Annotated in this window: 20 protein-coding genes and 2 tRNA genes; 8 read left to right on the top strand and 14 right to left on the bottom strand. The window is 60.7% G+C overall.

The features are described from left to right. Positions 1 to 65 precede the first annotated feature (65 nt). The 7 genes from pheS to GEV01_RS00180 all read right to left on the bottom strand — a co-directional run bounded on the left by pheS (position 66) and on the right by GEV01_RS00180 (position 4,845). Positions 66 to 1,085, bottom strand: a complete 1,020-nt coding sequence (gene pheS / locus GEV01_RS00210) for a phenylalanine--tRNA ligase subunit alpha (protein WP_008449402.1) — start codon at positions 1,083 to 1,085, stop codon at positions 66 to 68. A gap of 103 nt (positions 1,086 to 1,188) precedes the next feature. Further along, entirely contained in the window at positions 1,189 to 1,548 is a 360-nt protein-coding gene (rplT, locus tag GEV01_RS00205; RefSeq protein ID WP_008449404.1) for a 50S ribosomal protein L20, read from the bottom strand. A 23-nt stretch (positions 1,549 to 1,571) separates the two neighbouring features. After that, complete coding sequence (rpmI, locus tag GEV01_RS00200; RefSeq protein ID WP_008449407.1) at positions 1,572 to 1,769, bottom strand: 50S ribosomal protein L35; 198 nt, start codon at positions 1,767 to 1,769, stop codon at positions 1,572 to 1,574. Positions 1,770 to 1,979: 210 nt separating this feature from the next. Continuing rightward, on the bottom strand, positions 1,980 to 2,519 hold the full coding sequence (gene infC / locus GEV01_RS00195; RefSeq protein ID WP_071658961.1) for a translation initiation factor IF-3: 540 nt from the start codon (positions 2,517 to 2,519) through the stop codon (positions 1,980 to 1,982). Between the two features lie 19 nt (positions 2,520 to 2,538). After that, entirely contained in the window at positions 2,539 to 4,446 is a 1,908-nt protein-coding gene (thrS, locus tag GEV01_RS00190) for a threonine--tRNA ligase (RefSeq protein ID WP_152800595.1), read from the bottom strand. A 199-nt stretch (positions 4,447 to 4,645) separates the two neighbouring features. Continuing rightward, a tRNA-Val gene (locus tag GEV01_RS00185) sits at positions 4,646 to 4,722 on the bottom strand. 46 nt (positions 4,723 to 4,768) lie between these two features. Beyond that, positions 4,769 to 4,845: transfer RNA gene (locus GEV01_RS00180), tRNA-Val, on the bottom strand. Positions 4,846 to 4,986: 141 nt separating this feature from the next. Between GEV01_RS00180 and GEV01_RS00175 the strand changes: the two genes are divergently transcribed. Together GEV01_RS00175 and GEV01_RS00170 are read left to right on the top strand one after the other, a co-directional pair. Further along, positions 4,987 to 5,934, top strand: a complete 948-nt coding sequence (locus GEV01_RS00175) for a cation diffusion facilitator family transporter (protein ID WP_152800593.1) — start codon at positions 4,987 to 4,989, stop codon at positions 5,932 to 5,934. Further along, positions 5,927 to 6,568 carry a CatA-like O-acetyltransferase gene (locus tag GEV01_RS00170; protein WP_152800591.1) on the top strand — a complete coding sequence of 214 codons (642 nt, stop codon included), beginning with the start codon at positions 5,927 to 5,929 and terminating at the stop codon, positions 6,566 to 6,568. Before GEV01_RS00175 ends, GEV01_RS00170 begins: the two co-directional genes overlap by 8 nt. Here the strand turns inward: GEV01_RS00170 and GEV01_RS00165 are convergent. Continuing rightward, complete coding sequence (locus GEV01_RS00165; protein WP_152800589.1) at positions 6,558 to 7,427, bottom strand: LysR family transcriptional regulator; 870 nt, start codon at positions 7,425 to 7,427, stop codon at positions 6,558 to 6,560. The two genes, GEV01_RS00170 and GEV01_RS00165, sit on opposite strands and share 11 nt — an antisense overlap. A gap of 93 nt (positions 7,428 to 7,520) precedes the next feature. On the opposite strand from GEV01_RS00165, the gene gstA reads away from it, so the two are divergent. Next, positions 7,521 to 8,129 carry a glutathione transferase GstA gene (gstA, locus tag GEV01_RS00160; protein WP_152800587.1) on the top strand — a complete coding sequence of 203 codons (609 nt, stop codon included), beginning with the start codon at positions 7,521 to 7,523 and terminating at the stop codon, positions 8,127 to 8,129. On the opposite strand, the gene GEV01_RS00155 is transcribed toward gstA, so the two are convergent. From GEV01_RS00155 to GEV01_RS00145, 3 genes are read right to left on the bottom strand one after another with little or no spacing between them, the layout of a single operon-like run. Then, positions 8,126 to 10,378, bottom strand: coding sequence for a RelA/SpoT family protein (locus tag GEV01_RS00155; protein ID WP_152800585.1), 2,253 nt, complete (start codon positions 10,376 to 10,378; stop codon positions 8,126 to 8,128). The genes gstA and GEV01_RS00155 overlap by 4 nt on opposite strands. 7 nt (positions 10,379 to 10,385) lie before the next feature. Beyond that, complete coding sequence (locus tag GEV01_RS00150; protein ID WP_008449422.1) at positions 10,386 to 10,736, bottom strand: RidA family protein; 351 nt, start codon at positions 10,734 to 10,736, stop codon at positions 10,386 to 10,388. 16 nt (positions 10,737 to 10,752) lie between these two features. Beyond that, positions 10,753 to 11,631: an alpha/beta fold hydrolase gene (locus GEV01_RS00145; RefSeq protein ID WP_152800583.1), complete on the bottom strand. Its 879-nt coding sequence runs from the start codon at positions 11,629 to 11,631 to the stop codon at positions 10,753 to 10,755. A 134-nt stretch (positions 11,632 to 11,765) separates the two neighbouring features. Between GEV01_RS00145 and GEV01_RS00140 the strand changes: the two genes are divergently transcribed. The 3 genes from GEV01_RS00140 to GEV01_RS00130 all read left to right on the top strand — a co-directional run bounded on the left by GEV01_RS00140 (position 11,766) and on the right by GEV01_RS00130 (position 14,639). Further along, on the top strand, positions 11,766 to 12,560 hold the full coding sequence (locus tag GEV01_RS00140; RefSeq protein WP_070271669.1) for a 3-hydroxybutyrate dehydrogenase: 795 nt from the start codon (positions 11,766 to 11,768) through the stop codon (positions 12,558 to 12,560). A 72-nt stretch (positions 12,561 to 12,632) separates the two neighbouring features. Next, positions 12,633 to 13,970, top strand: coding sequence for a dicarboxylate/amino acid:cation symporter (locus GEV01_RS00135; protein WP_152802234.1), 1,338 nt, complete (start codon positions 12,633 to 12,635; stop codon positions 13,968 to 13,970). Between the two features lie 120 nt (positions 13,971 to 14,090). Beyond that, positions 14,091 to 14,639 carry a PEPxxWA-CTERM sorting domain-containing protein gene (locus GEV01_RS00130; protein WP_152800581.1) on the top strand — a complete coding sequence of 183 codons (549 nt, stop codon included), beginning with the start codon at positions 14,091 to 14,093 and terminating at the stop codon, positions 14,637 to 14,639. A gap of 52 nt (positions 14,640 to 14,691) precedes the next feature. On the opposite strand, the gene GEV01_RS00125 is transcribed toward GEV01_RS00130, so the two are convergent. Continuing rightward, positions 14,692 to 15,342, bottom strand: coding sequence for a CoA transferase subunit B (locus tag GEV01_RS00125; RefSeq protein WP_071849954.1), 651 nt, complete (start codon positions 15,340 to 15,342; stop codon positions 14,692 to 14,694). A gap of 21 nt (positions 15,343 to 15,363) precedes the next feature. After that, entirely contained in the window at positions 15,364 to 16,062 is a 699-nt protein-coding gene (locus GEV01_RS00120; protein WP_008449436.1) for a CoA transferase subunit A, read from the bottom strand. Between the two features lie 128 nt (positions 16,063 to 16,190). Between GEV01_RS00120 and GEV01_RS00115 the strand changes: the two genes are divergently transcribed. Then, on the top strand, positions 16,191 to 16,751 hold the full coding sequence (locus tag GEV01_RS00115) for a LuxR C-terminal-related transcriptional regulator (RefSeq protein ID WP_008449438.1): 561 nt from the start codon (positions 16,191 to 16,193) through the stop codon (positions 16,749 to 16,751). Positions 16,752 to 16,754: 3 nt separating this feature from the next. On the opposite strand, the gene GEV01_RS00110 is transcribed toward GEV01_RS00115, so the two are convergent. Further along, the gene (locus tag GEV01_RS00110; RefSeq protein ID WP_008449440.1) at positions 16,755 to 17,531 is read right to left on the bottom strand and encodes an SDR family oxidoreductase; all 777 of its coding nucleotides are present in this window, start codon (positions 17,529 to 17,531) and stop codon (positions 16,755 to 16,757) included. 204 nt (positions 17,532 to 17,735) lie between these two features. On the opposite strand from GEV01_RS00110, the gene GEV01_RS00105 reads away from it, so the two are divergent. Further along, positions 17,736 to 19,412: an electron transfer flavoprotein-ubiquinone oxidoreductase gene (locus GEV01_RS00105; protein ID WP_175022851.1), complete on the top strand. Its 1,677-nt coding sequence runs from the start codon at positions 17,736 to 17,738 to the stop codon at positions 19,410 to 19,412. Positions 19,413 to 19,648: the final 236 nt, after the last annotated feature.

The following is a 19,648-nucleotide window of genomic DNA, read 5'->3' as shown; positions in this document are numbered from 1 at the left end:
TCAAGCCTTCAAAGATAGTCCGACGGGAGCGCGCACCTCGGTGGCGCTCGACCGTTTCGTTATTGTTAGTTGAACTGCTTCAGGAAGCGCAGGTCGCCTTCGTAGAACAGGCGCAGGTCGCTGACGCCGTAGCGCAGCATCGTCAGGCGTTCCAGGCCGGAGCCGAACGCGAAGCCGATGTACTTTTCCGGGTCGAGACCGAAGTTGCGCACCACCGACGGGTGCACCTGGCCCGAGCCGGAAATCTCCAGCCAGCGCCCCTTCAGCGGACCGGAACCGAAGGCGATATCGATCTCGGCCGAAGGCTCGGTGAACGGGAAGTACGATGGACGGAAGCGCACTTGCAGGTCGTCCGTCTCGAAGAAGGCCTTGACGAAGTTCAGGTACACGCCCTTGAGGTCGGCGAAGCTGATGTTCTCTGCGATCCACAGGCCCTCGACCTGGTGGAACATCGGCGAGTGCGTGGCGTCGCTGTCGACGCGGTAGGTGCGGCCCGGCGCGATCACCTTGATCGGCGGCGTGTGGCTGCGGGCATAGCGCACCTGCATCGGCGAGGTGTGCGTGCGCAACAGCAGCGGCTTGCCTTCGCTGTCGTTGCCTTCGATATAGAAGGTGTCTTGCATGGAACGGGCTGGATGGTTTTCCGGGCTGTTGAGCGCCGTGAAGTTGGTCCAGTCGTTTTCGATTTCGGGGCCGTCGGCCACGTCGAAACCGATGGAGCGGAAGATCTCTTCCACGCGCTCCCAGGTCCGCATCACCGGGTGGATGCCACCGCCGGCGCGACCGCGGCCTGGCAGCGAGACATCGATGGCCTCGGCGTTCAAACGGGTTTGCATCTGGGCGTCGGCCAGCGCATCGCGCCGGGCCGTCAGCGCCGCTTCAATCTGCCCTTTGGCAGCATTGATCAGGGCGCCCTGCGCCTTGCGCGCTTCAGGGTCGAGCTTGCCCAGACCCTTCATCAATTCGGTGATCTGGCCGGTCTTGCCCAGATATTTGGCTTTGGCATTTTCCAGTGCGGCGGCGTCATCTTTGACCGCGTCGAAATCCTGCACTGCTGAGGCGACGAGTTGTTCCAGGGAGTCCATGCGTTTTTCTTATCCTCAATCAAAAACGGGGCACAGGTATATACCTTTGCCCCGTTCTCAGTCGTTATCCCGCGAACGGGATACGGCGTCTAATCATTGCGTATTAAGCAGCGATTTTTGCTTTCACAGCGTTGACAATCGCAGCGAACGCTGGCTTGTCCATCACTGCCATATCGGCCAGGACTTTACGGTCCAGTTCGATCGAAGCTTTCTTCAGACCATTCATGAAGACGCTGTAGGTAACGCCATGCTCACGGGAAGCAGCGTTGATACGAGCGATCCACAGGCGGCGGAAGACGCGCTTCTTGTTACGACGGTCGCGGTAAGCGTATTGGCCAGCGCGCATAACTGCTTGCTTGGCAATACGGTATACCTTGCTACGACGACCGCGGTAGCCTTTGGCCAGGTTTAATACTTTTTTATGACGGGCACGAGCTGTAACCCCACGTTTTACTCTAGGCATAGTAACTCCTTAAAAGTGTGAGATTAAGCGGTTGGCATCATACGCATGACGGACGTTACATCCGAAGCGTTGATGTTACGGGTGCCGCGCAGCTGACGTTTGTTTTTGGTGGTCTTCTTGGTCAGAATGTGGCGTTTGAACGCCATACCCGATTTAACAGTACCACCTGGACGCACGCGAAAACGTTTTTTCGCGGAGCTTTTGGTTTTCATTTTTGGCATAGCAATCTACCCTCTTGGGTAGCTCCATATCAAACAGGATTGCAGGTGGTGACACTACGTCACGCTTAGATGCCTGCTTTCACTTGTTTTTGCAGCAGATGCGAGTCCACTACATTACAACAGCCGGCAATTATAGACCAGTTGCTGCAATTCTGCACCACAAATTATAAGAGGCGCCGCAGCGCCTCTTATATTGCCTTTACAGCAGGATTACTTCTTTTTCTTCGGAGACAGCACCATGATCATCTGGCGGCCTTCCATCTTCGGGAACTGCTCGACCTGGCCGTATGGCTCCAGATCGGCTTTCAGACGTTCCAGCATGCGGAAGCCAATATCCTGGTGCGCCATTTCACGGCCGCGGAAACGCAGCGTGATCTTGGTTTTATCGCCTTCATCGAGGAACTTGATGAGGTTACGCAGCTTGATATTGTAGTCGCCGTCATCGGTACCCGGACGGAATTTGACTTCCTTCACGGCGATGATTTTCTGCTTCAATTTCGCTTCGTGAGCCTTCTTCTGCTCCGAATACTTGAATTTGCCGTAGTCCATCAAACGGCAGACCGGCGGGACCGCGGTAGGCGCGATCTCGACCAGGTCGACGTTTGCTTCTTCCGCCAGGCGGAAGGCTTCGGCCAAACTCACGATACCGAGCGGCTCGTTATCGACCCCACTTAAACGCATTTCAGGGGCAGTGATTTCGCCATTGATGCGATGCGACTTGTCAGTAGCTATGGTGATTCCTTTTAAAATCTAATGAAGAACTGTGCGATCAGGCTTTGTTGGCGACATCTTGCTGCAGTCGCTCGATCAGGGCATCGATGGACATGACGCCCAAATCGACATTACCCCGTGCCCGCACAGCTACGGTATTGGCATCCCGCTCTTTATCGCCAACTACAAGGATGTAGGGCAGTTTTTGGACGGAATGTTCGCGTATTTTATAGGTTATTTTCTCGTTGCGCAAATCGGTCTGCACGCGGAACCCGCTCCGGCGCAGCTTTTCAGCCACTTGTGCCACATATTCGGCCTGCGAATCGGAGATGTTCAACACCGACACTTGCACCGGCGCCAGCCATGCCGGCAAGGCACCCGCATAGTTCTCGATCAGGATGCCGATGAAGCGCTCCATCGAACCGACGATCGCACGGTGCAACATGACCGGCACCTGACGGCTGTTGTCAGCCGCCACATATTCGGCACCCAGACGCTCAGGCATGAAGAAGTCGACCTGCATCGTGCCGACCTGCCATGGGCGGCCCAGCGAATCCTTCAGGTGGTATTCGATCTTCGGACCATAGAACGCGCCCTCGCCCGGCAATTCGGTCCAGGTCACGCCGCAGGCGCGCAGGCCCGAACGCAGCGCGTCCTCGGCCTCATCCCACACTTCGTCGGTGCCGATGCGGTTGTCCGGACGCAGTGCCAGCTTGACTTCGATGTTGTTGAAGTCGAAGTCTTTGTAGACTTCCATCGCTTGCGTGTGGAAAGCCACGACTTCCGGCTCGATCTGCTCTTCGGTGCAGAAGATATGGCCGTCGTCCTGGGTGAAGCCGCGCACGCGCATGATGCCGTGCAGCGCGCCCGAAGGCTCGTTGCGGTGGCACTGGCCGAACTCGCCGTAACGCAGCGGCAGGTCGCGGTACGAACGCATATTGCTGTTGAAGATCTGCACGTGGCCCGGGCAGTTCATCGGCTTCAGCGCGTAGGAGCGGTTTTCCGACTCCGTCACAAACATGTTTTCGCGGTAGTTGTCCCAGTGACCCGTCTTGCCCCACAGGCTGGAGTCCAGAATCTGCGGCGCCTTGACTTCCTGGTAGCCGTTGACCTGGTACTTGTTGCGCATGTATTGCTCAACCTGCTGCCAGATAGTCCAGCCCTTTGGATGCCAGAACACCAGGCCCGGCGCTTCGTCCTGGAAGTGGAAGAAGTCCAGCTGCTTGCCCAGTTTGCGGTGGTCGCGCTTTTCCGCCTCTTCCAGTTGGAACAGGTATTGTTCTTGATCTTCTTTCTTGACCCAGGCAGTGCCGTACACACGCTGCAGCATTTCGTTCTTGCTGTCGCCGCGCCAGTAGGCGCCGGCCAGCTTCATCAGCTTGAATACTTTCAGCTTGCCGGTCGATGGCACGTGCGGGCCGCGGCACAAGTCGGTGAAACTGCCTTCGGTGTACAGCGATACATCCTGGTCGGCAGGGATCGACGAGATGATCTCGGCCTTGTAGGCTTCGCCGATGGACTTGAAGTAGGCAACCGCCTCGTCGCGCGGCAGCACCTTGCGGGTGACCGGCTCGTCCTTCTTGGCCAGCTCGGCCATTTTCTTTTCGATCGCGACCAGATCGTCAGGCGTGAACGGACGCTTGTACGAGAAGTCGTAGTAGAAACCGTTTTCGATGACCGGACCGATGGTCACTTGCGCATCAGGGAACAACTCCTTGACAGCGTAGGCCAGCAAGTGGGCGGTCGAGTGACGGATCACGTCCAGACCTTCAGGGTCCTTGTCGGTGATAATGGCCAGATCGGAGTCTTTCTCGATCAGGAAAGAGGTATCCACCACTTTGCCATCAACCTTGCCGGCCAATGCGGCCTTGCCCAGGCTGGTTGCGATGCTGGACGCCACTTGTGCAACGGTGACTGGGCCGTCGAATTCACGGGCAGAACCATCAGGAAGGCGAACTGAAAGCATAACGATCTCCATTTCGGCGCGGGCGCCAGGTAGTGGTACAAAAGAATGATAATAAAAAACGCGGACGAAAAAAAACGCGGGCTAGCCGCGTTTTCTCTTTTTTTGAGCAAAAGAATCCCGATCGACTAGCGTCACTCCCAAAGCTTGGTAGTAGTTCGCGGTGTCATAACCGGATTGCCTTTCTCGCTCTTACATATTCTGGTGGGCGGTGCAGAATTCGAATCTGCGACCCCTTGGATGTCGACCAAGTATTCTAACCAGCTGAACTAACCGCCCGTGGTACTACTATTTTACTGCGCTTTTACTACTGTGCTACGTAATCTGGTGGGCGGTGCAGAATTCGAATCTGCGACCCCTTGGATGTCGACCAAGTATTCTAACCAGCTGAACTAACCGCCCGAAGACCAGCATTATAGAGAGCGATTCGAAGAAAAACAAGGGCATAATTCGGAAACATTTACAAAATGCACTATGACGATGCGATACGCGAGTTAGCCGCATCCATTAAACTATGGCTGTTCCCACTTCAACAAGAAGCCGATGCAAGCCGAAACCCGCGCCAGTACTAGCGTAGAGCTGCCCCCCTCCCCGTCCGCCCACCTGCACGAGCACCGCGACGGCGACGCCCAACATGTGCATTTCAATGTGCAGCGCAGCCAATCCGTGCTGGCATGGTCGCTGGCGTTGACGCTGGGATTCGCTGTCGTCGAAGTCGTCACGGGCTTCATGTCCAATTCGCTGGCCTTGATTTCCGACGCCGGCCACATGGTGACGGACGCCGCCGCGCTGGGCCTGGCCTTGCTGGCGCAGCTGATCGCCAAACGGCCGCCGTCGGCACGCCATTCGTTCGGCTTCGGCCGCGCCGAGGCGCTGGCCGCTTTCGTCAACAGCCTGGTGCTGCTGTTGCTGGTGGGCTGGATCGGCTACGAGGCAGTGCAACGCTTCTCGCAACCGCAGCAGGTGCAAGGCGGGACTGTCTTCATCGTCGCCGGCATCGGCCTGCTCATCAATCTGGTGCTGGCCTACATACTGTCCCGTGGCGACAGCAATATGAATACGCGCGCCGCGCTGGTGAACGTCATCGGCGACTTGCTGGGTTCGGTAGCCGCGCTGATTGCGGGCGCCGTCATCTATTACACGGGCTGGATGCAGATCGATCCGCTGCTGTCGATCTTTGTCGCGCTGCTGATTTTAAAGTCCACCATCGACGTGCTGCGCGAGTCGTATCACTTCCTAATGGAAGGCGTACCCAAGCACATCGACTATCTGGAGGTGGGCGCCGACCTGGGGCAGATCGACGGCGTCCGCTCCGTGCACGACCTGCACGTATGGGACATGTCGCCAGGCCAGCCGGCGCTGATCGGCCACGTCGAGATCGACGACCTCGCCCGCTGGCCCGACATCCTGCAAGCCATCAAAGCCATGCTGCTGGAAAAGCATGGCATCGACCACATCACTTTACAAGCTGAAGTAGCACACAATGCATAATTTTGAAAAACGCCGCGACCGATACAATGCCTTTGCTTCCTTTGAAAACCCGCTGGTCAACCTGAGCTTCGAGCTGGAAGTGCCGGACTTCCGGCCTTTCTGCAAGGCGAACAAGCTGCCGCCGTTCCATGTCTTCCTGTATTGCGTACTCAACTCGCTCAAGGAAATCGACAACTTCATGTACCGCGTCTTCGAAGGCGAGGTCATCAAGATCGATGACTTCATGGCCTCGTACACCGTGCTCAACCAGGACAACAACTTGAACTTCGCGCGCTTCCAGCGCTCGTCGGATCTGCGCGAATTCGTCGCGCGCAGCCTGGAGGCGAAGAAGTTCGCCGAATCCAGCGATGTGCTGGTCAACAGCACCGAGGCGTTGAGCCCGCTGGACAAGAGACGCAACGTCCACATCACCTGCATGCCGTGGCTGAAGCTGGTGGCGATCGAACATCCGATCTATCAGCACAAGAGCTACGACATTCCATCGCTGGCCTGGGGCCGCTTCAGCGACCCGCGCGACGATGGTAAGTTAAGCGTGAACATGTCGGTGCTGGCCCACCACGGTTTCGTCGACGGCTACCACGTGCACCTGCTGGCCCAGGCCATCGCGGCGCGGGCGGCCCACATCATCGGCTAAGGCCGTCAAGAAAAGTTTGCACGGCGGCCGATGCGCGGCCCGCCTGCGAACTGACCAGGCCAAACTCCCGATAACGGCGCGGCTCCAATTGCATGACGCGCAGGCCACGCCTGTCTTCCGGCAGCGCGGATTCGGGAATGATGGATACGCCCAGCCCTTCCCTCACCAGCACCGCCGCACTGCCCAGGTCGCGCACCGTGACGCGAATATCCGACAGCATCAAGCCCTCCTGCATGACCAGGCTGCGCGCGTTGACCTCACAACCTCCGGTCGCCAGCACGAAAGGCTGGCCCGCCAGTTCATCCAGCGCCACGCCCTGCTCGCTTGAACGGCGTCCCAGCGCATGATGGGACGGCAGCACCGCCACCCACGCATCGCGCCCGATGATGACCGCCTGCCGCTGCGGCGCCGGGTTCAGTAACACGCCCAGCTCTATCGTATCGGCCGCCAGCCATTGCTCCACCTCCTCGTCCGTACCCTCCAGCGCTACCACATCGATGCCGGGATGGCTGCGCTTGAAGGCGCTCAGCAAAGGCGGCAACACCGTCGTCAGCAGGGACGGGAAACTGGCCAGCCGGATGCGACCCGCATGCAAGCCTTGCGCGGCATGCGACAGCGAGCGGATCGCATCGAACTGCGCCAGCATCGCGCGCGCATGCGTGACCACCTGCTCGCCGAACGCGGTGACGCCGACTGCGCGTCGATCGCGCACCAACAGCGGCGCACCCAACGACGCTTCCATCTGAGCGATGGCCTGACTGGCGCCGGATTGCGTGATGCCGACCTGCTCCGCCGCCCGCGAGATGTTGCCCGCGTCCGCAGCCGCGACCAGCACGCGCCAGTGGGACAAATTCATCATTAGAAAACCTGATACCTGTTTTATGAGGCATTAATTTTACAGCCATACGCCGGATGCCTACAGTGAGGACTCACCGTTTTTATGGAATCCGATATGAAACTATATTTCGCACCGCACACCTGCTCGCTCTCGCCACACATCGTGCTGCAGGAACTGGGGCTGGCCTATGAACTGATACGGGTCGACAATCAAACCAAGCTGACGAGCGACGGCAGGGACTTCCGCAGCATCAACCCGAAGGGCTATGTCGCAGCGCTGGAACTGGGGAATGGAGAAGTGCTGACCGAGGGCTCGGCCATCGTGCAATATCTGGCGGACTTGAAGCCGACGGCGGAACTGGCGCCGCCGCAGGGCAGCTGGCAACGCGTGCGGCTGCAGGAATGGCTGGGCTTCATCAGCAGTGAGATCCATGCCGGCGCCGCGCCGCTGTTCAACAGCGCCTTGCCGGAAGCCGCACGCGCCATCTTCCGCGACAAACTGGCGAAGCGCGTGACGCTGCTGGACACCACACTCCAGCAGCAAGCCTATCTGCTGGGCGACAAGTTCAGCATCGCCGACGCCTATCTGTACACGGTGCTGGGCTGGTTCAAGTTCTTCGAGATTAGCCTGAGCCCATGGCCGGCCGTCGCCGCCTACGAAAGCCGTATCACCGCCCGCCCATCGGTGCAGGCGGCGATACGGGCTGAAGCCGAAGCGCCCTAAGCGCGGCGGGCTTCCTGCACGCCCGTGACTTCGGCGATGGCGTTCAGCGCTTTTTGCAGCTGCGCGGTGGCGCCGATCTCGGCCGTGAAGGTCATGCGCGCAAAGCCTTTCGCGCTTTGCGTGTTGACGCCGATAACGTTGATTTTCTCGCGCGAGAAAATCTCCGAAATATCGCGCAGCAGACCCTGACGGTCGCCCGCCAGGATGAAGATGTCGACCGGGTAGACCGTGTCCGATCCGGCACGGCCCCATTCGGTCACGATGACCCGCTCCGGCGCCTTGGCGCGCATCTCGGCGAAGTTCTTGCACGTGGTGCGGTGGATCGACACACCCTTGCCGCGCGTGACGAAGCCGACGATGCCGTCGGGCGGCGCAGGCTTGCAGCACTTGGCCAGCTGCGTCATCAAGCCATCGGTGCCCACCACCAGCACGCCCGACTTGGCCCCCTGGTCCACGCTCGATGCCTTGCTCTTGCCCAGCACCACAGCGTCTTCCGGCTCGGTCGGCTCGCCCGTATCGTGCAAGGCTTGCTCGACATGGCGCAGGCTGAATTCATCCTTGCCCACCGACAGGAACAGGTCATCCACCTTGGCGAAGCCCAGCTTGTTGGCCAGCGCCTCCAGGTTGACCGCAGTCTTGCCTTCGCGCTGCAGGGATTTCTCCACCATCGCGCGGCCGTGCGACAGCGTTTCCTGCATGTCGATGGCGTGGAACCAGGCGCGGATCTTGGAGCGCGTGCGCGTCGCCACCGTGTATTCATCGCTGAGCCAGTCGCGCGACGGACCCGCCGTACCCGGCGCGCCCTTGGCGGTGATGATCTCGCAGGTCTGGCCGTTTTTCAGCGGTGTGTTCAGCGGCACCATCACGCCATCGACGCGCGCGCCACGGCAGCGGTGGCCGACATCGCTGTGCAGGTGATAGGCAAAATCGACCGGCGTTGCGCCGACCGGCAATTCCAGCACCCGCGCCTGCGGCGTCAGCACGAAGATGCGGTCGTCCAGCGCGGCAGACTTGAGCTTCTCGACCCACTCGCGCTGCTGCTCTTCCTGCCCGACCACCGCGTCAGCGACATCGGTTTTCCAAGCCAGCAGCTGGCGCAGCCAGGCGATTTTCTCGTCGTACTTCTGGCCGGCGAAGTTGGAGCCGCCCGCCTCCTTGTAGCGCCAGTGCGCCGCCACGCCGTACTCGGCGAAGCCGTGCATTTCCTGCGTGCGGATCTGCACTTCCAGCGGCCGGCCGTCTTCCGCCGTCACCACCGTGTGCAGCGATTGGTAGCCGTTCGATTTCGGCCGCGAGATGTAGTCGTCGAATTCTTTCGGGATCGGCGTCCAGATGTTGTGCACCACGCCCAGCACCGTGTAGCAGGTCTTGACGTCGGCCACGATCACGCGGAAGGCGCGCACGTCGTACAGGTCGGTGAAGTCCAGTTCCTTGCCCTTCATCTTGCTCCAGATGGAGTAGATGTGCTTGGGCCGTCCGAACACTTCGGCCTGGATGCCGGCCGCCGACATTTCCGATTGCAGGCGCGCGATCGACGAGGTGACGAAACCCTCGCGCATCATGCGCTTCTCTTCCAGCATCTTGGCGATGCGCTTGTAGGCTTCCGGCTCGATGAAGCGGAACGACAGATCCTCCAGCTCCCACTTGAGCTGCCAGATCCCCAGGCGGTTGGCCAGCGGCGCGTACAGGTCCAGCGTTTCGCGGCCGTAGGCGCAGGTCATGTCGTTGAACAGCTTGATGTCGGCGAAGTAGCGCAAGGTCGTCACGCAGGACGCCAGGCGCACCAGCACCACGCGCATGTCCGAGGCCATCGCCAGCAGCATCTTGCGCAGCGTTTCGACTTGCGCCACAGCCATCTGCGCGGCGTTGCGGCCGCGTGAAGCGGCGCCTTGCGGGCCCTGAGTTTGCGTCAGTTCGCGCAGCCGTATCAGCTGGCGCACGCCGGCCACCAGCTCGCTGACCTCATGGCCGAAACGCGGTTCGATGATGGGCGCCTGCGCCGTGTCGAGCAGCGTCAGTTCGAACATCAGGCCGGCGATGCGGGTCTCGACGTCGGTGCGCATGAAGGCCAGCGTGCTGGCCACGCCGACCGCGAAGTCGATGGCTGGCTGGCCGCTGACGCAGACCTTGTCGCCGTAGGCATCGCTGGCAAAATCCAGCGCCGCCAGCATGCGCGCGCTATCGTCGGGCGACAGGCCCTGGACCAGCTGCTCCGACGTGACGCTCGTAAGCGCGGTGATAGAAACCATGATGCCCCTAGCGCTGCGCCGCGACGACGATGATCTCCACGCGCCATGCCGGATCGGCCAGTTTGGCTTCCACCGTGGCGCGCGGCGGCGTGTGGCCGCTCGGCACCCAGGCGTCCCACTCTTCGTTCATGCCGGCGAAATCGGCCAGGTCAGCGATGTAGATGGTGGTGCTGAGAATGCAGGTCTTGTCGCTGCCGGCCTCGGCCAGCAGACGGTCGATATGACCCAGCACTTCGCGGGTCTGGCCTTTGATGTCCTGCGTCTTGTCGTCGGCAATCTGGCCAGCCAGATAGACGGTGCCGTTGTGGATGGCCACTTCGGACAGGCGTTTGCCTACATGCAGTCGTTTGATTTCCATACTTTTCTTCTTTACATTAACCCAACAGGAATTGCTTGACGATCGCGATCTGGTCGTCGTGAATGAAGGTCGGCGCATGGCCGACACCGGCGATTTCCACCAGCCTGGCTTTGGGGCCGCGCTGCGTCATCAGGGCCGCGGTTTCCGGCGACAGCAGATCGGACTCGGCGCCGCGCACCAGCAAGGTCGGGCAGCGGATCGCATCGTAGGCGGCCCACAGCATCGCCTCGTCGGCTTCGGCCGATTCCGGCGTCGCCGAGCGGAACGGCAAGGCCAGGCCCATATCGTAGTGGCGCACCCATTTGCCGTCTTTATCCTGACGCAGCACGTCGGTCGCCAGTTTATGCCATTCCTCCTCGGTGTGCTCGCCGAAGGTCAGCGAGACGTCGCGGATGAACTTGGCCGCTTCGTCGAAGGTGTTGAAGCGCAGATCCTGGCCGATGTAGTCGCCGATGCGCTGCAGCGCCATCGGCGCCAGCACCGGGCCGATATCGTTGAGCACCAGCTTGCGGATCGGGTTGTCCGGCAGCGAGGCCAAGCCCAGGCCGATCAGGCCGCCCATCGAGGTGCCGAACCAGTCGACGCTGGATTTTTCACCGTCCGGCAGCACGCGCGCCAGCAGGGTGACGATATCGCTGACATACTGGGGAATGCGGTACAGCTGCGGGTTCTTCAGCCAATCGGAACGGCCGCGGCCGACGACGTCGGGGCAGATCACGCGGTAGTCATTGGCCAGCGCACGCGCCATGGCGTCGAAATCGTCGCCGACGCGGGTCACGCCGTGTACACAGATCAGCACATTGGGGTTGCTCTCATCGCCCCACTCCTTGTAAGACATGCGGTGCAAACCAGCCAGAGACAGACATTGAACAGACTTTATTTTTGCTTCGAACATGCGGCTTCCTTGGTGGTTTTTATAGTGTTTTATGTAATGATGTTCAGAAATACCATTTTACCGGGCGTTACGCTTAAAATCCTACCGAAGTGTAGCGCAGCAGGACTTTAATCTCCAACCCTCCAGAGGACACTATGGCAAACAAGACTTTGAGCGGCAAGACGGCGCTGGTGACAGGCTCCACCTCCGGCATCGGCCTGGGCATCGCCCGCACGCTGGCGGCGGAAGGCGCGCACGTGCTGCTGAACGGCTTCGGCGACGCCGCCGAAATCGCCCAACTGCAAGTTGACCTGGCCAAGGAATTCGGCGTGCAGGTCGCCTATCACAACGCCGACATGTCCAAGCCGGCCGAGATCGAAAGCATGATCGCCTTCGCCGGCGACAAGTTCGGCGGCATCGATGTGCTGGTCAACAACGCCGGCATCCAGCACGTGGCCAATGTCGAGGACTTCCCGGTCGAGAAATGGGACGCCATCATCGCCATCAATCTGACCTCTGCGTTCCACACCTCGCGCCTGGTACTGCCGCGCATGCGCGCCAACAACTGGGGCCGCATCATCAACCTGGCGTCCACCCACGGGCTGGTGGCGTCGGCCGGCAAGTCGGCCTATGTCGCCGCCAAGCACGGCCTGATCGGTCTGACCAAGGCCGCCGCGCTGGAGACCGCCACCACGGGCGTCACCGTCAACGCGATCTGCCCCGGCTTCGTGCTGACGCCGCTGGTGCAGAAGCAGGTCGACGCGCGCGCCGCCAAGGACAGCATCAGCAACGAGGACGCCAAGAAAGCGCTGCTGGCCGACAAGCAGCCATCCGGCGAATTCGTCACGCCGGAAGAGCTGGGCGCGCTGGCCGTGTTCCTGTGCAGCGACGCCGCCAAGCAAGTGCGCGGCGTGGCATGGAATATGGACGGCGGCTGGGTCGCTCAATAAGTCTTACATAAGAGATATCACAGTTGTGAATGCGGTTAACCACAATAGTGATGTCTGATATTTTGACGGATGATGGTCTCCTCACCAGAAACGCGAGGAGACCCCGTGAAAAAGCCGTTCTACAAAATTCTATACGTCCAGGTGTTGTTCGCCATTGCCTGCGGCATCCTGCTAGGCATCTTCTACCCATCCGACGCCGTCGCGATGAAACCGCTGGGCGACGGCTTTATCAAGCTGATCAAGATGATCATCGCACCGGTGATTTTCTGCACCGTGGTCTCCGGCATCGCCGGCATGCAGGACGTTAAGAAGATCGGCCGCGTCGGCGGCAAGGCGCTGCTGTATTTCGAAGTGGTTTCCACTTTCGCGCTGGTGATCGGCCTGTTCGTCGCCAACATCGTGCGCCCAGGCGCCGGCTTCAACGCCGACCCGGCCACGCTGGACACCAAGTCCATCGCCGAATTCACCGAAAAAGCCAAGCATCAGTCGACCATCGACTTCGTGATGAACATCATCCCGAACACCGTGGTCGATGCCTTCGCCAAGGGCGACATCCTGCAAGTACTGCTGATCGCCATCCTGTTCGGCTTCTCGCTGTCGCTGCTGGGTGAGCGCGGCAAGCCAGTCACCAAGCTGATCGACGATTTGTCGGCGGCCATCTTCGGCGTGGTCGGCATCGTCATGAAAGTCGCACCGATCGGCGCGTTCGGCGCGATGGCCTTCACCATCGGCAAATACGGCATCGCCTCGCTGAAACCGCTGGCCACGCTGATGGGCTGCTTCTACCTGACCTGCGGCCTGTTCGTGGTGGTGGTGCTGGGCACCGTGGCCCGCCTGACCGGTTTCTCGATCTTCAAGTTCATCAACTACATCAAGGAAGAACTGCTGATCGTGCTGGGCACCAGCTCGTCGGAAAGCGCCCTGCCTTCGCTGATGACCAAGCTGGAACGCCTGGGCTGCTCCAAGTCCGTGGTCGGCCTGGTGGTCCCGACCGGCTACTCGTTCAACCTGGACGGCACCAACATCTACATGACCATGGCCGCCCTGTTCGTGGCCCAGGCCACCAACACCGACCTGACCCTGACGCAGGAACTGACCATCCTTGGCGTGGCGATGCTGACCTCCAAGGGAGCATCGGGCATCACCGGCGCCGGCTTCATCACGCTGGCGGCGACGCTGGCCGTGGTGCCGACCATTCCGGTGGCGGGCATGGCGCTGATCCTGGGCATCGACCGCTTCATGAGCGAATGCCGCGCGCTGACCAACTTCGTCGGCAACGGCGTCGCCTCGGTGGTGGTATCGCACTGGGAAAAAGAACTGAACCACGACACGCTGCACAAGGAACTGAACAATCCCGGCTCGACCGTGACCGATCCTGACTTGCAACCGCTGACCCGCCACGCATACTGATTTTCCCGCGCCTCCGGCCTCGACGCCCCGCACGCTGCCTGCCAGCCTGCGGGGCGTTGTTCATTCTTGACATCGAGATAATTCGTGAGAGAATGCAGTTTTACTAACGGGAATTAATCCATGAACAAGATTATTCGTCTGCTGGCCTGCGCCGGCCTGCTGGCTGCCAGCGTTGCGGCGCAAGCCGCCAGCTACCAGTTCTCCTACCACTTCCTCGATGGCGAGGTGGTCGCCGGCTCCTTCGACGGCAACGCCAACGGCAATCTGATCACGGACCTGAGCAACATCGCCATCAGCGTCAACGGCGTCGCCTTTGGCGGCGGCACGCATTTCTATTCCTTCGGCTTTGGTCCTGGAGGGCCGGTCAGCGGCGACGGCGTGGCCTCCTTCGATGGCAAAGCCAACCAGTTCCTGTTCGTCAACGCCGACATCCTGCAAGGCGAGGCGCCGACCCATAGCCTGGTGTCGGGCACCTTCAACGGCGGCGAGACCGATGCCCTGGCTTACTATTCGATCGCGGGCGGCGGCTACGGTGAAGGCGACGGCGCCGATCCGTATTCGGCGGCGCGCTGGAGCGTCACCGCCGTGCCGGAACCGGCGACCTACGCCATGCTGCTGGGCGGCCTGGCGCTGACCGGCGCCCTCGCCCGCCGCCGCAAATCGGCCTGAGCGCAATAAAAAAGGCACGCCGAAGCGTGCCTTTTTTTCGTCCCGCCCGATATCAGACGGCCGAGGTATCCAGTTCAACGCCGGTGGCGGCCTGGATCTGTTCCTTGGTGACGCCGGGCGCCAGTTCGGTCAGCTTCAAGCCCTTGTCGGTCACTTCCATCACGCCGAGGTCGGTCACGATCAAGTCCACCACGCCGACGCCGGTCAACGGCAGGTCGCATTGCTTGAGCAGCTTGTGCGAGGTCGAGCCATCCTTGGCGGTGGCGACGTGCTCCATCAGCACCACCACCCGCTTGACGCCGGCCACCAGGTCCATCGCGCCGCCCATGCCCTTGACCATTTTGCCCGGGATCATCCAGTTGGCCAGGTCGCCCTTTTCCGACACCTGCATCGCACCCAGGATCGCCAGGTTGATCTTGCCGCCGCGGATCATGCCGAAGGAATCGGCCGAGCTGAAGTAGGCAGCACCCGGCAGCGCCGTCACGGTCTGCTTGCCGGCGTTGATCAGGTCGGCGTCGACTTCATCGTCGGTCGGGAACGGGCCGATGCCCAGCAAGCCGTTCTCCGATTGCAGAAACACTTCCATGCCGGCCGGCACGTAGTTCGCCACCAGCGTCGGCAAGCCGATGCCGAGGTTGACGTAGTAACCGTCCTGTAATTCCTTCGCCGCGCGCGCGGCCATTTCGTCACGAGTCCATGCCATGATATGTGTTCTCCGTTGTTCTTAGTTGGCGCGCACGGTGCGCTGCTCGATACGTTTTTCCGGCGTGGCGTTGACCACGATGCGGTGCACGAAGATGCTCGGCAGATGCACGGCGTCCGGGTCGATCTCGCCGATTTCCACCAGCTGCTCGACTTCGACGATGGTGATCTTGCCGGCCATCGCGGCGTTCGGGTTGAAGTTGCGCGCGGTCTTGCGGAACACCAGATTGCCGGCCTTGTCGGCCTTCCAGGCCTTGACCAGGGCCACGTCGGCCACCAGGCTGCGTTCCATCACATATTGTTCGCCGTCGAATTCGCGGATTTCCTTGCCCTCGGCGACGATGGTGCCGACGCCGGTCTTGGTGAAGAAGGCTGGAATGCCGGCGCCGCCGGCGCGCAGCTTCTCGGCCAGCGTGCCTTGCGGCGTGAATTCCAGTTCCAGTTCGCCGGCCAGGTACTGGCGCGCGAACTCTTTGTTTTCGCCCACGTAGGAAGCGATCATTTTCTTGATCTGGCGGGTTTCCAGCAACTGGCCGAGGCCGAAGCCGTCCACGCCGGCGTTGTTGGAGATCGCGGTCAGGCCGGTCACGCCGGAATCGCGCAGCGCGCCGATCAGTGCCTCGGGAATGCCGCACAGGCCGAAGCCGCCGACGGCAATGGTTTGCCCGTTTTGTACGACGCCCGCCAGCGCGGCGGCGGCGTCAGGATAGATTTTATTCATGGGTGTCCCTTATAGTTTGTTGCTAAATCCGTTGCTAACATTGTTAAATGCACTAGCGACGAGGCGTCTCAGCATAGAATACGCAAATCAAAAGCACAATACCGTAGAACTACCTGCCGCCCCCACACATGAACAACGCTCCGGTCATCGATTACGAATCCATTTTCCTGCACGCCCCGGTCGGCATGTGCATCTCGGAAAACCGCGTCATCCAGTCCTGCAACGAGGCGCTGGCTGCGATGTTCGGCCACACCCGCGCGCAACTGGAGGGGCTGTCCTTCCTGGTGCTGTATCCGACCATGGACGAGTTCCTGCGCACCGGCGACCGCATCATCCCCATCATGAACGCCAAGGGCCGCTATTCGGACGAGCGCATCATGCGCCGCGCCAACGGTGAGTTGTTCTGGTGCCACGTCACCGGCCATTCGATGAAGGCCTCCGAACCGCTGGGGCCGGGCATCTGGACCTTCGAGGATGTCAGCGAAAAACGTCCGGTCACGGCCGAGCTGACGCCGCGCGAGCGCGAAATCGCCGCGCTGCTGGTCGAAGGCAAGACCAGCAAGACCATCGCCCGCCAGATCGACCTCAGCCCGCGCACGGTGGAAATGCACCGCGCCAAGCTGATGCGCAAGTTCTCGGCCGCCACCTCGTCGGAACTGGTCCACAAGCTGGTCGGCCTCCAACTCTGAGTTTTACGTCGCCGTCATGCCGTCATCGGCGGAAATGATGGCGCCGTTGATGAAGCTGGAATCCTCGCCGGCCAGCAGCAACAGCAGGCCGTCCAGGTCTTCCGGCTTGCCGGGACGCTTGCGCGGCAGCATATTGATCAGCTTCTGGCCCTGTTCGCTGGCGAAGTATTCCTCGTTGATCTCGGTCGAGATATAGCCCGGGCAAATGGCGTTGGTGTTGATGCCGTACTTGCCCCACTCCACCGCCATGGCCTTGGTCATCTGCACCACGCCGGCCTTGCTCATGCAATACACGCCGATCTGCGGCAGCACCCGCAAGCCCGCCACCGAGGCGATGTTGATGATGCGATGCTGCTTGCCCGGGTCGCCCTTGGCGCGCGCGATCATGCGCTTGGCGGTCTGCTGGGCCACGAAGAAGGCGCCGCGCAGATTGGTATCCATGACAAAGGCGTAGTCTTCCGGCGTGACATCGACCAGGCGCTGCGTGGTCGACACGCCCGAGTTGTTGACCAGGATGTCGATCGGCCCGGCCTCGGTCTCGGCATGGGCGATGGCCGACTTGATGCTGGCATAGTCGGTCACGTCCAGGCTGACCACATGGGCGGCGCCGCCGTCCGCCTCGATTTCGGCGCGTAATTCCTTCAGGCGCTCGGTGCGGCGCGACGCCAGCACCACCTGGGCGCCGGCCTGGGCCAGCACTTTGGCAAACCGGGCTCCGAGACCGCTGGAGGCGCCGGTGATCAGCGCAATTTTTCCCTCAAAGTTGACTTCTATGCCCACGAGCTACTCCTAGTGTTTGGTATAAGTGACGAATTGCCGACAGCCTGGCTGTCGTATCGTTATGATTACACAAATTGCCAGTATTAGATTGCAGTGTCTAATAATGTCCCTCAAAATGGCGCCCACATTGCATTTCGGACGAAAAAGAAGCACACTCGTGCTTAAATTTTCTTCCCTCCTTATTGACCACTATAAGAACAGACCATGACACAGCCACAAAATCTAGTAGAACAGTACGGTCCGCGCGACGCGATGGAGTATGACGTCGTGATCGTCGGCGGCGGCCCGGCGGGCTTGTCGGCGGCCATCAAGATCAAGCAACTGGCCGCGGAAAAAGGCCAGGAAGTGTCGGTCGTCGTGCTGGAAAAAGGCGGAGAACTGGGCGCCCACATCCTGTCCGGCGCCGTGATGGACCCGAAGGCCTTGACCGAGCTGATCCCCGACTGGAAGGAAAAAGGCGCGCCGCTCAACACCGAAGTCACCGAAGACCGCGTGCTGTTCCTGACCGAAACCAAGGCCATCAAGACCCCGAACTTCCTGCTGCCGGCCTGTTTTGAAAACCACGGCAACTACGTGATCTCGCTGGGCAACGTGGTGCGCTGGCTGGGCCAGCAGGCCGAGGCGCTGGGCGTGGAAATCTTCCCCGGCTTCCCTGCCGCTGAAATCCTGTACAACGACGACGGCTCCGTCAAGGGCGTCGCCACCGGCAATATGGGCGTCAAGCGCGACGGCGAAGCCGGCTCGGACTTCCAGCTGGGCATGGAACTGCACGGCAAGTACACGCTGTTCGCCGAAGGCGCGCGCGGCCACCTGGGCAGGCAGCTGATGGCCAAGTACGACCTGAACAAGGGCAAGGATCCGCAATCCTACGGCATCGGCATCAAGGAACTGTGGGAAATCGATCCGGCCAAGCACCAGCCTGGCCTGGTAGTCCACACCACCGGCTGGCCGCTGGACAGCAAAACCTACGGCGGCTCCTTCCTGTACCACCTGGAAAACAACCAGGTCATGGTCGGCTACGTGGTCGGCCTGAACTACGAGAATCCTTATCTGTCGCCGTACGAGGAATTCCAGCGCTACAAGACCCATCCGGCCATCAAGACCTTCTTCGAAGGCGCCAAGCGCATTTCCTACGGCGCCCGCGCGATCACCGCCGGCGGCCTGCAATCGTTGCCGAAACTGGTGTTCCCGGGCGGCGCGCTGATCGGCTGCGACGCCGGCTTCCTGAATATGAGCCGCATCAAGGGCAGCCACGCCGCCATCAAGTCCGGCATGCTGGCCGCCGAATCGGCATTCGAGGCGCTGGGCGCCGGCCGCCAGCACGATGAACTGGCTTCCTACCCGATCGCCTTCGAAAAATCCTGGCTGCACGAAGAGCTGCATGTGGCGCGCAACGTCAAGCCATGGCTGAACAAGGGCCTGTACCTGGGCTCGCTGATGACCGGCATCGACCAGCTGATCTTCCGCGGCAAGGCGCCATGGACGCTGCACCACAGCCACGCCGACCACGAATGCCTGAAGCCGGCTTCGCAGTTCGCGCCGATCAGCTATCCCAAGCCGGACGGCAAGCTGACCTTCGACCGCCTGTCGTCGGTGTTCATTTCCAACACCAACCACGCCGAAGACCAGCCGATTCACTTAACGCTGAAAAATCCGAGCGTGCCGGTGGACGTCAACCTGGCCCAGTACGCGGGCCCGGAAGCGCGCTACTGCCCGGCCGGCGTCTACGAGTTCGTCAAGACCGACGAAGGCGCGGACCGCCTGCAGATCAACGCCCAGAACTGCGTGCACTGCAAGACCTGCGATATCAAGGATCCGACCCAGAACATCGTCTGGGTGACGCCGGAAGGCGGCGGCGGCCCGAACTATCCTAATATGTAAGACATAAAAGCAACAAAATCACAGCAGCGCGTCCTCAGTGGCGCGCTGTTTTTTTATCCGTGGAACAATTTGGAACAATTTTTTTGTGCCAACACTGCAAAACCGGACCATAATCGAGCGGTGGAAAGGCCGCACACCGGGCTGGAATGGGCTTTACCGGGTCCCCGTTAGAAAATATTTTAGAAATTTCCACAAAGCATTTAATGCCCTCCCAGATATGGTCGTCTTGTACTTGG

The organism is Rugamonas rivuli (genome assembly GCF_009380165.1).
GTDB lineage: Bacteria > Pseudomonadota > Gammaproteobacteria > Burkholderiales > Burkholderiaceae_D > Rugamonas > Rugamonas rivuli.
The sequence above is the reverse complement of the archived record's forward strand: the minus strand, read 5'-3'. Positions and strand labels throughout refer to the sequence as shown.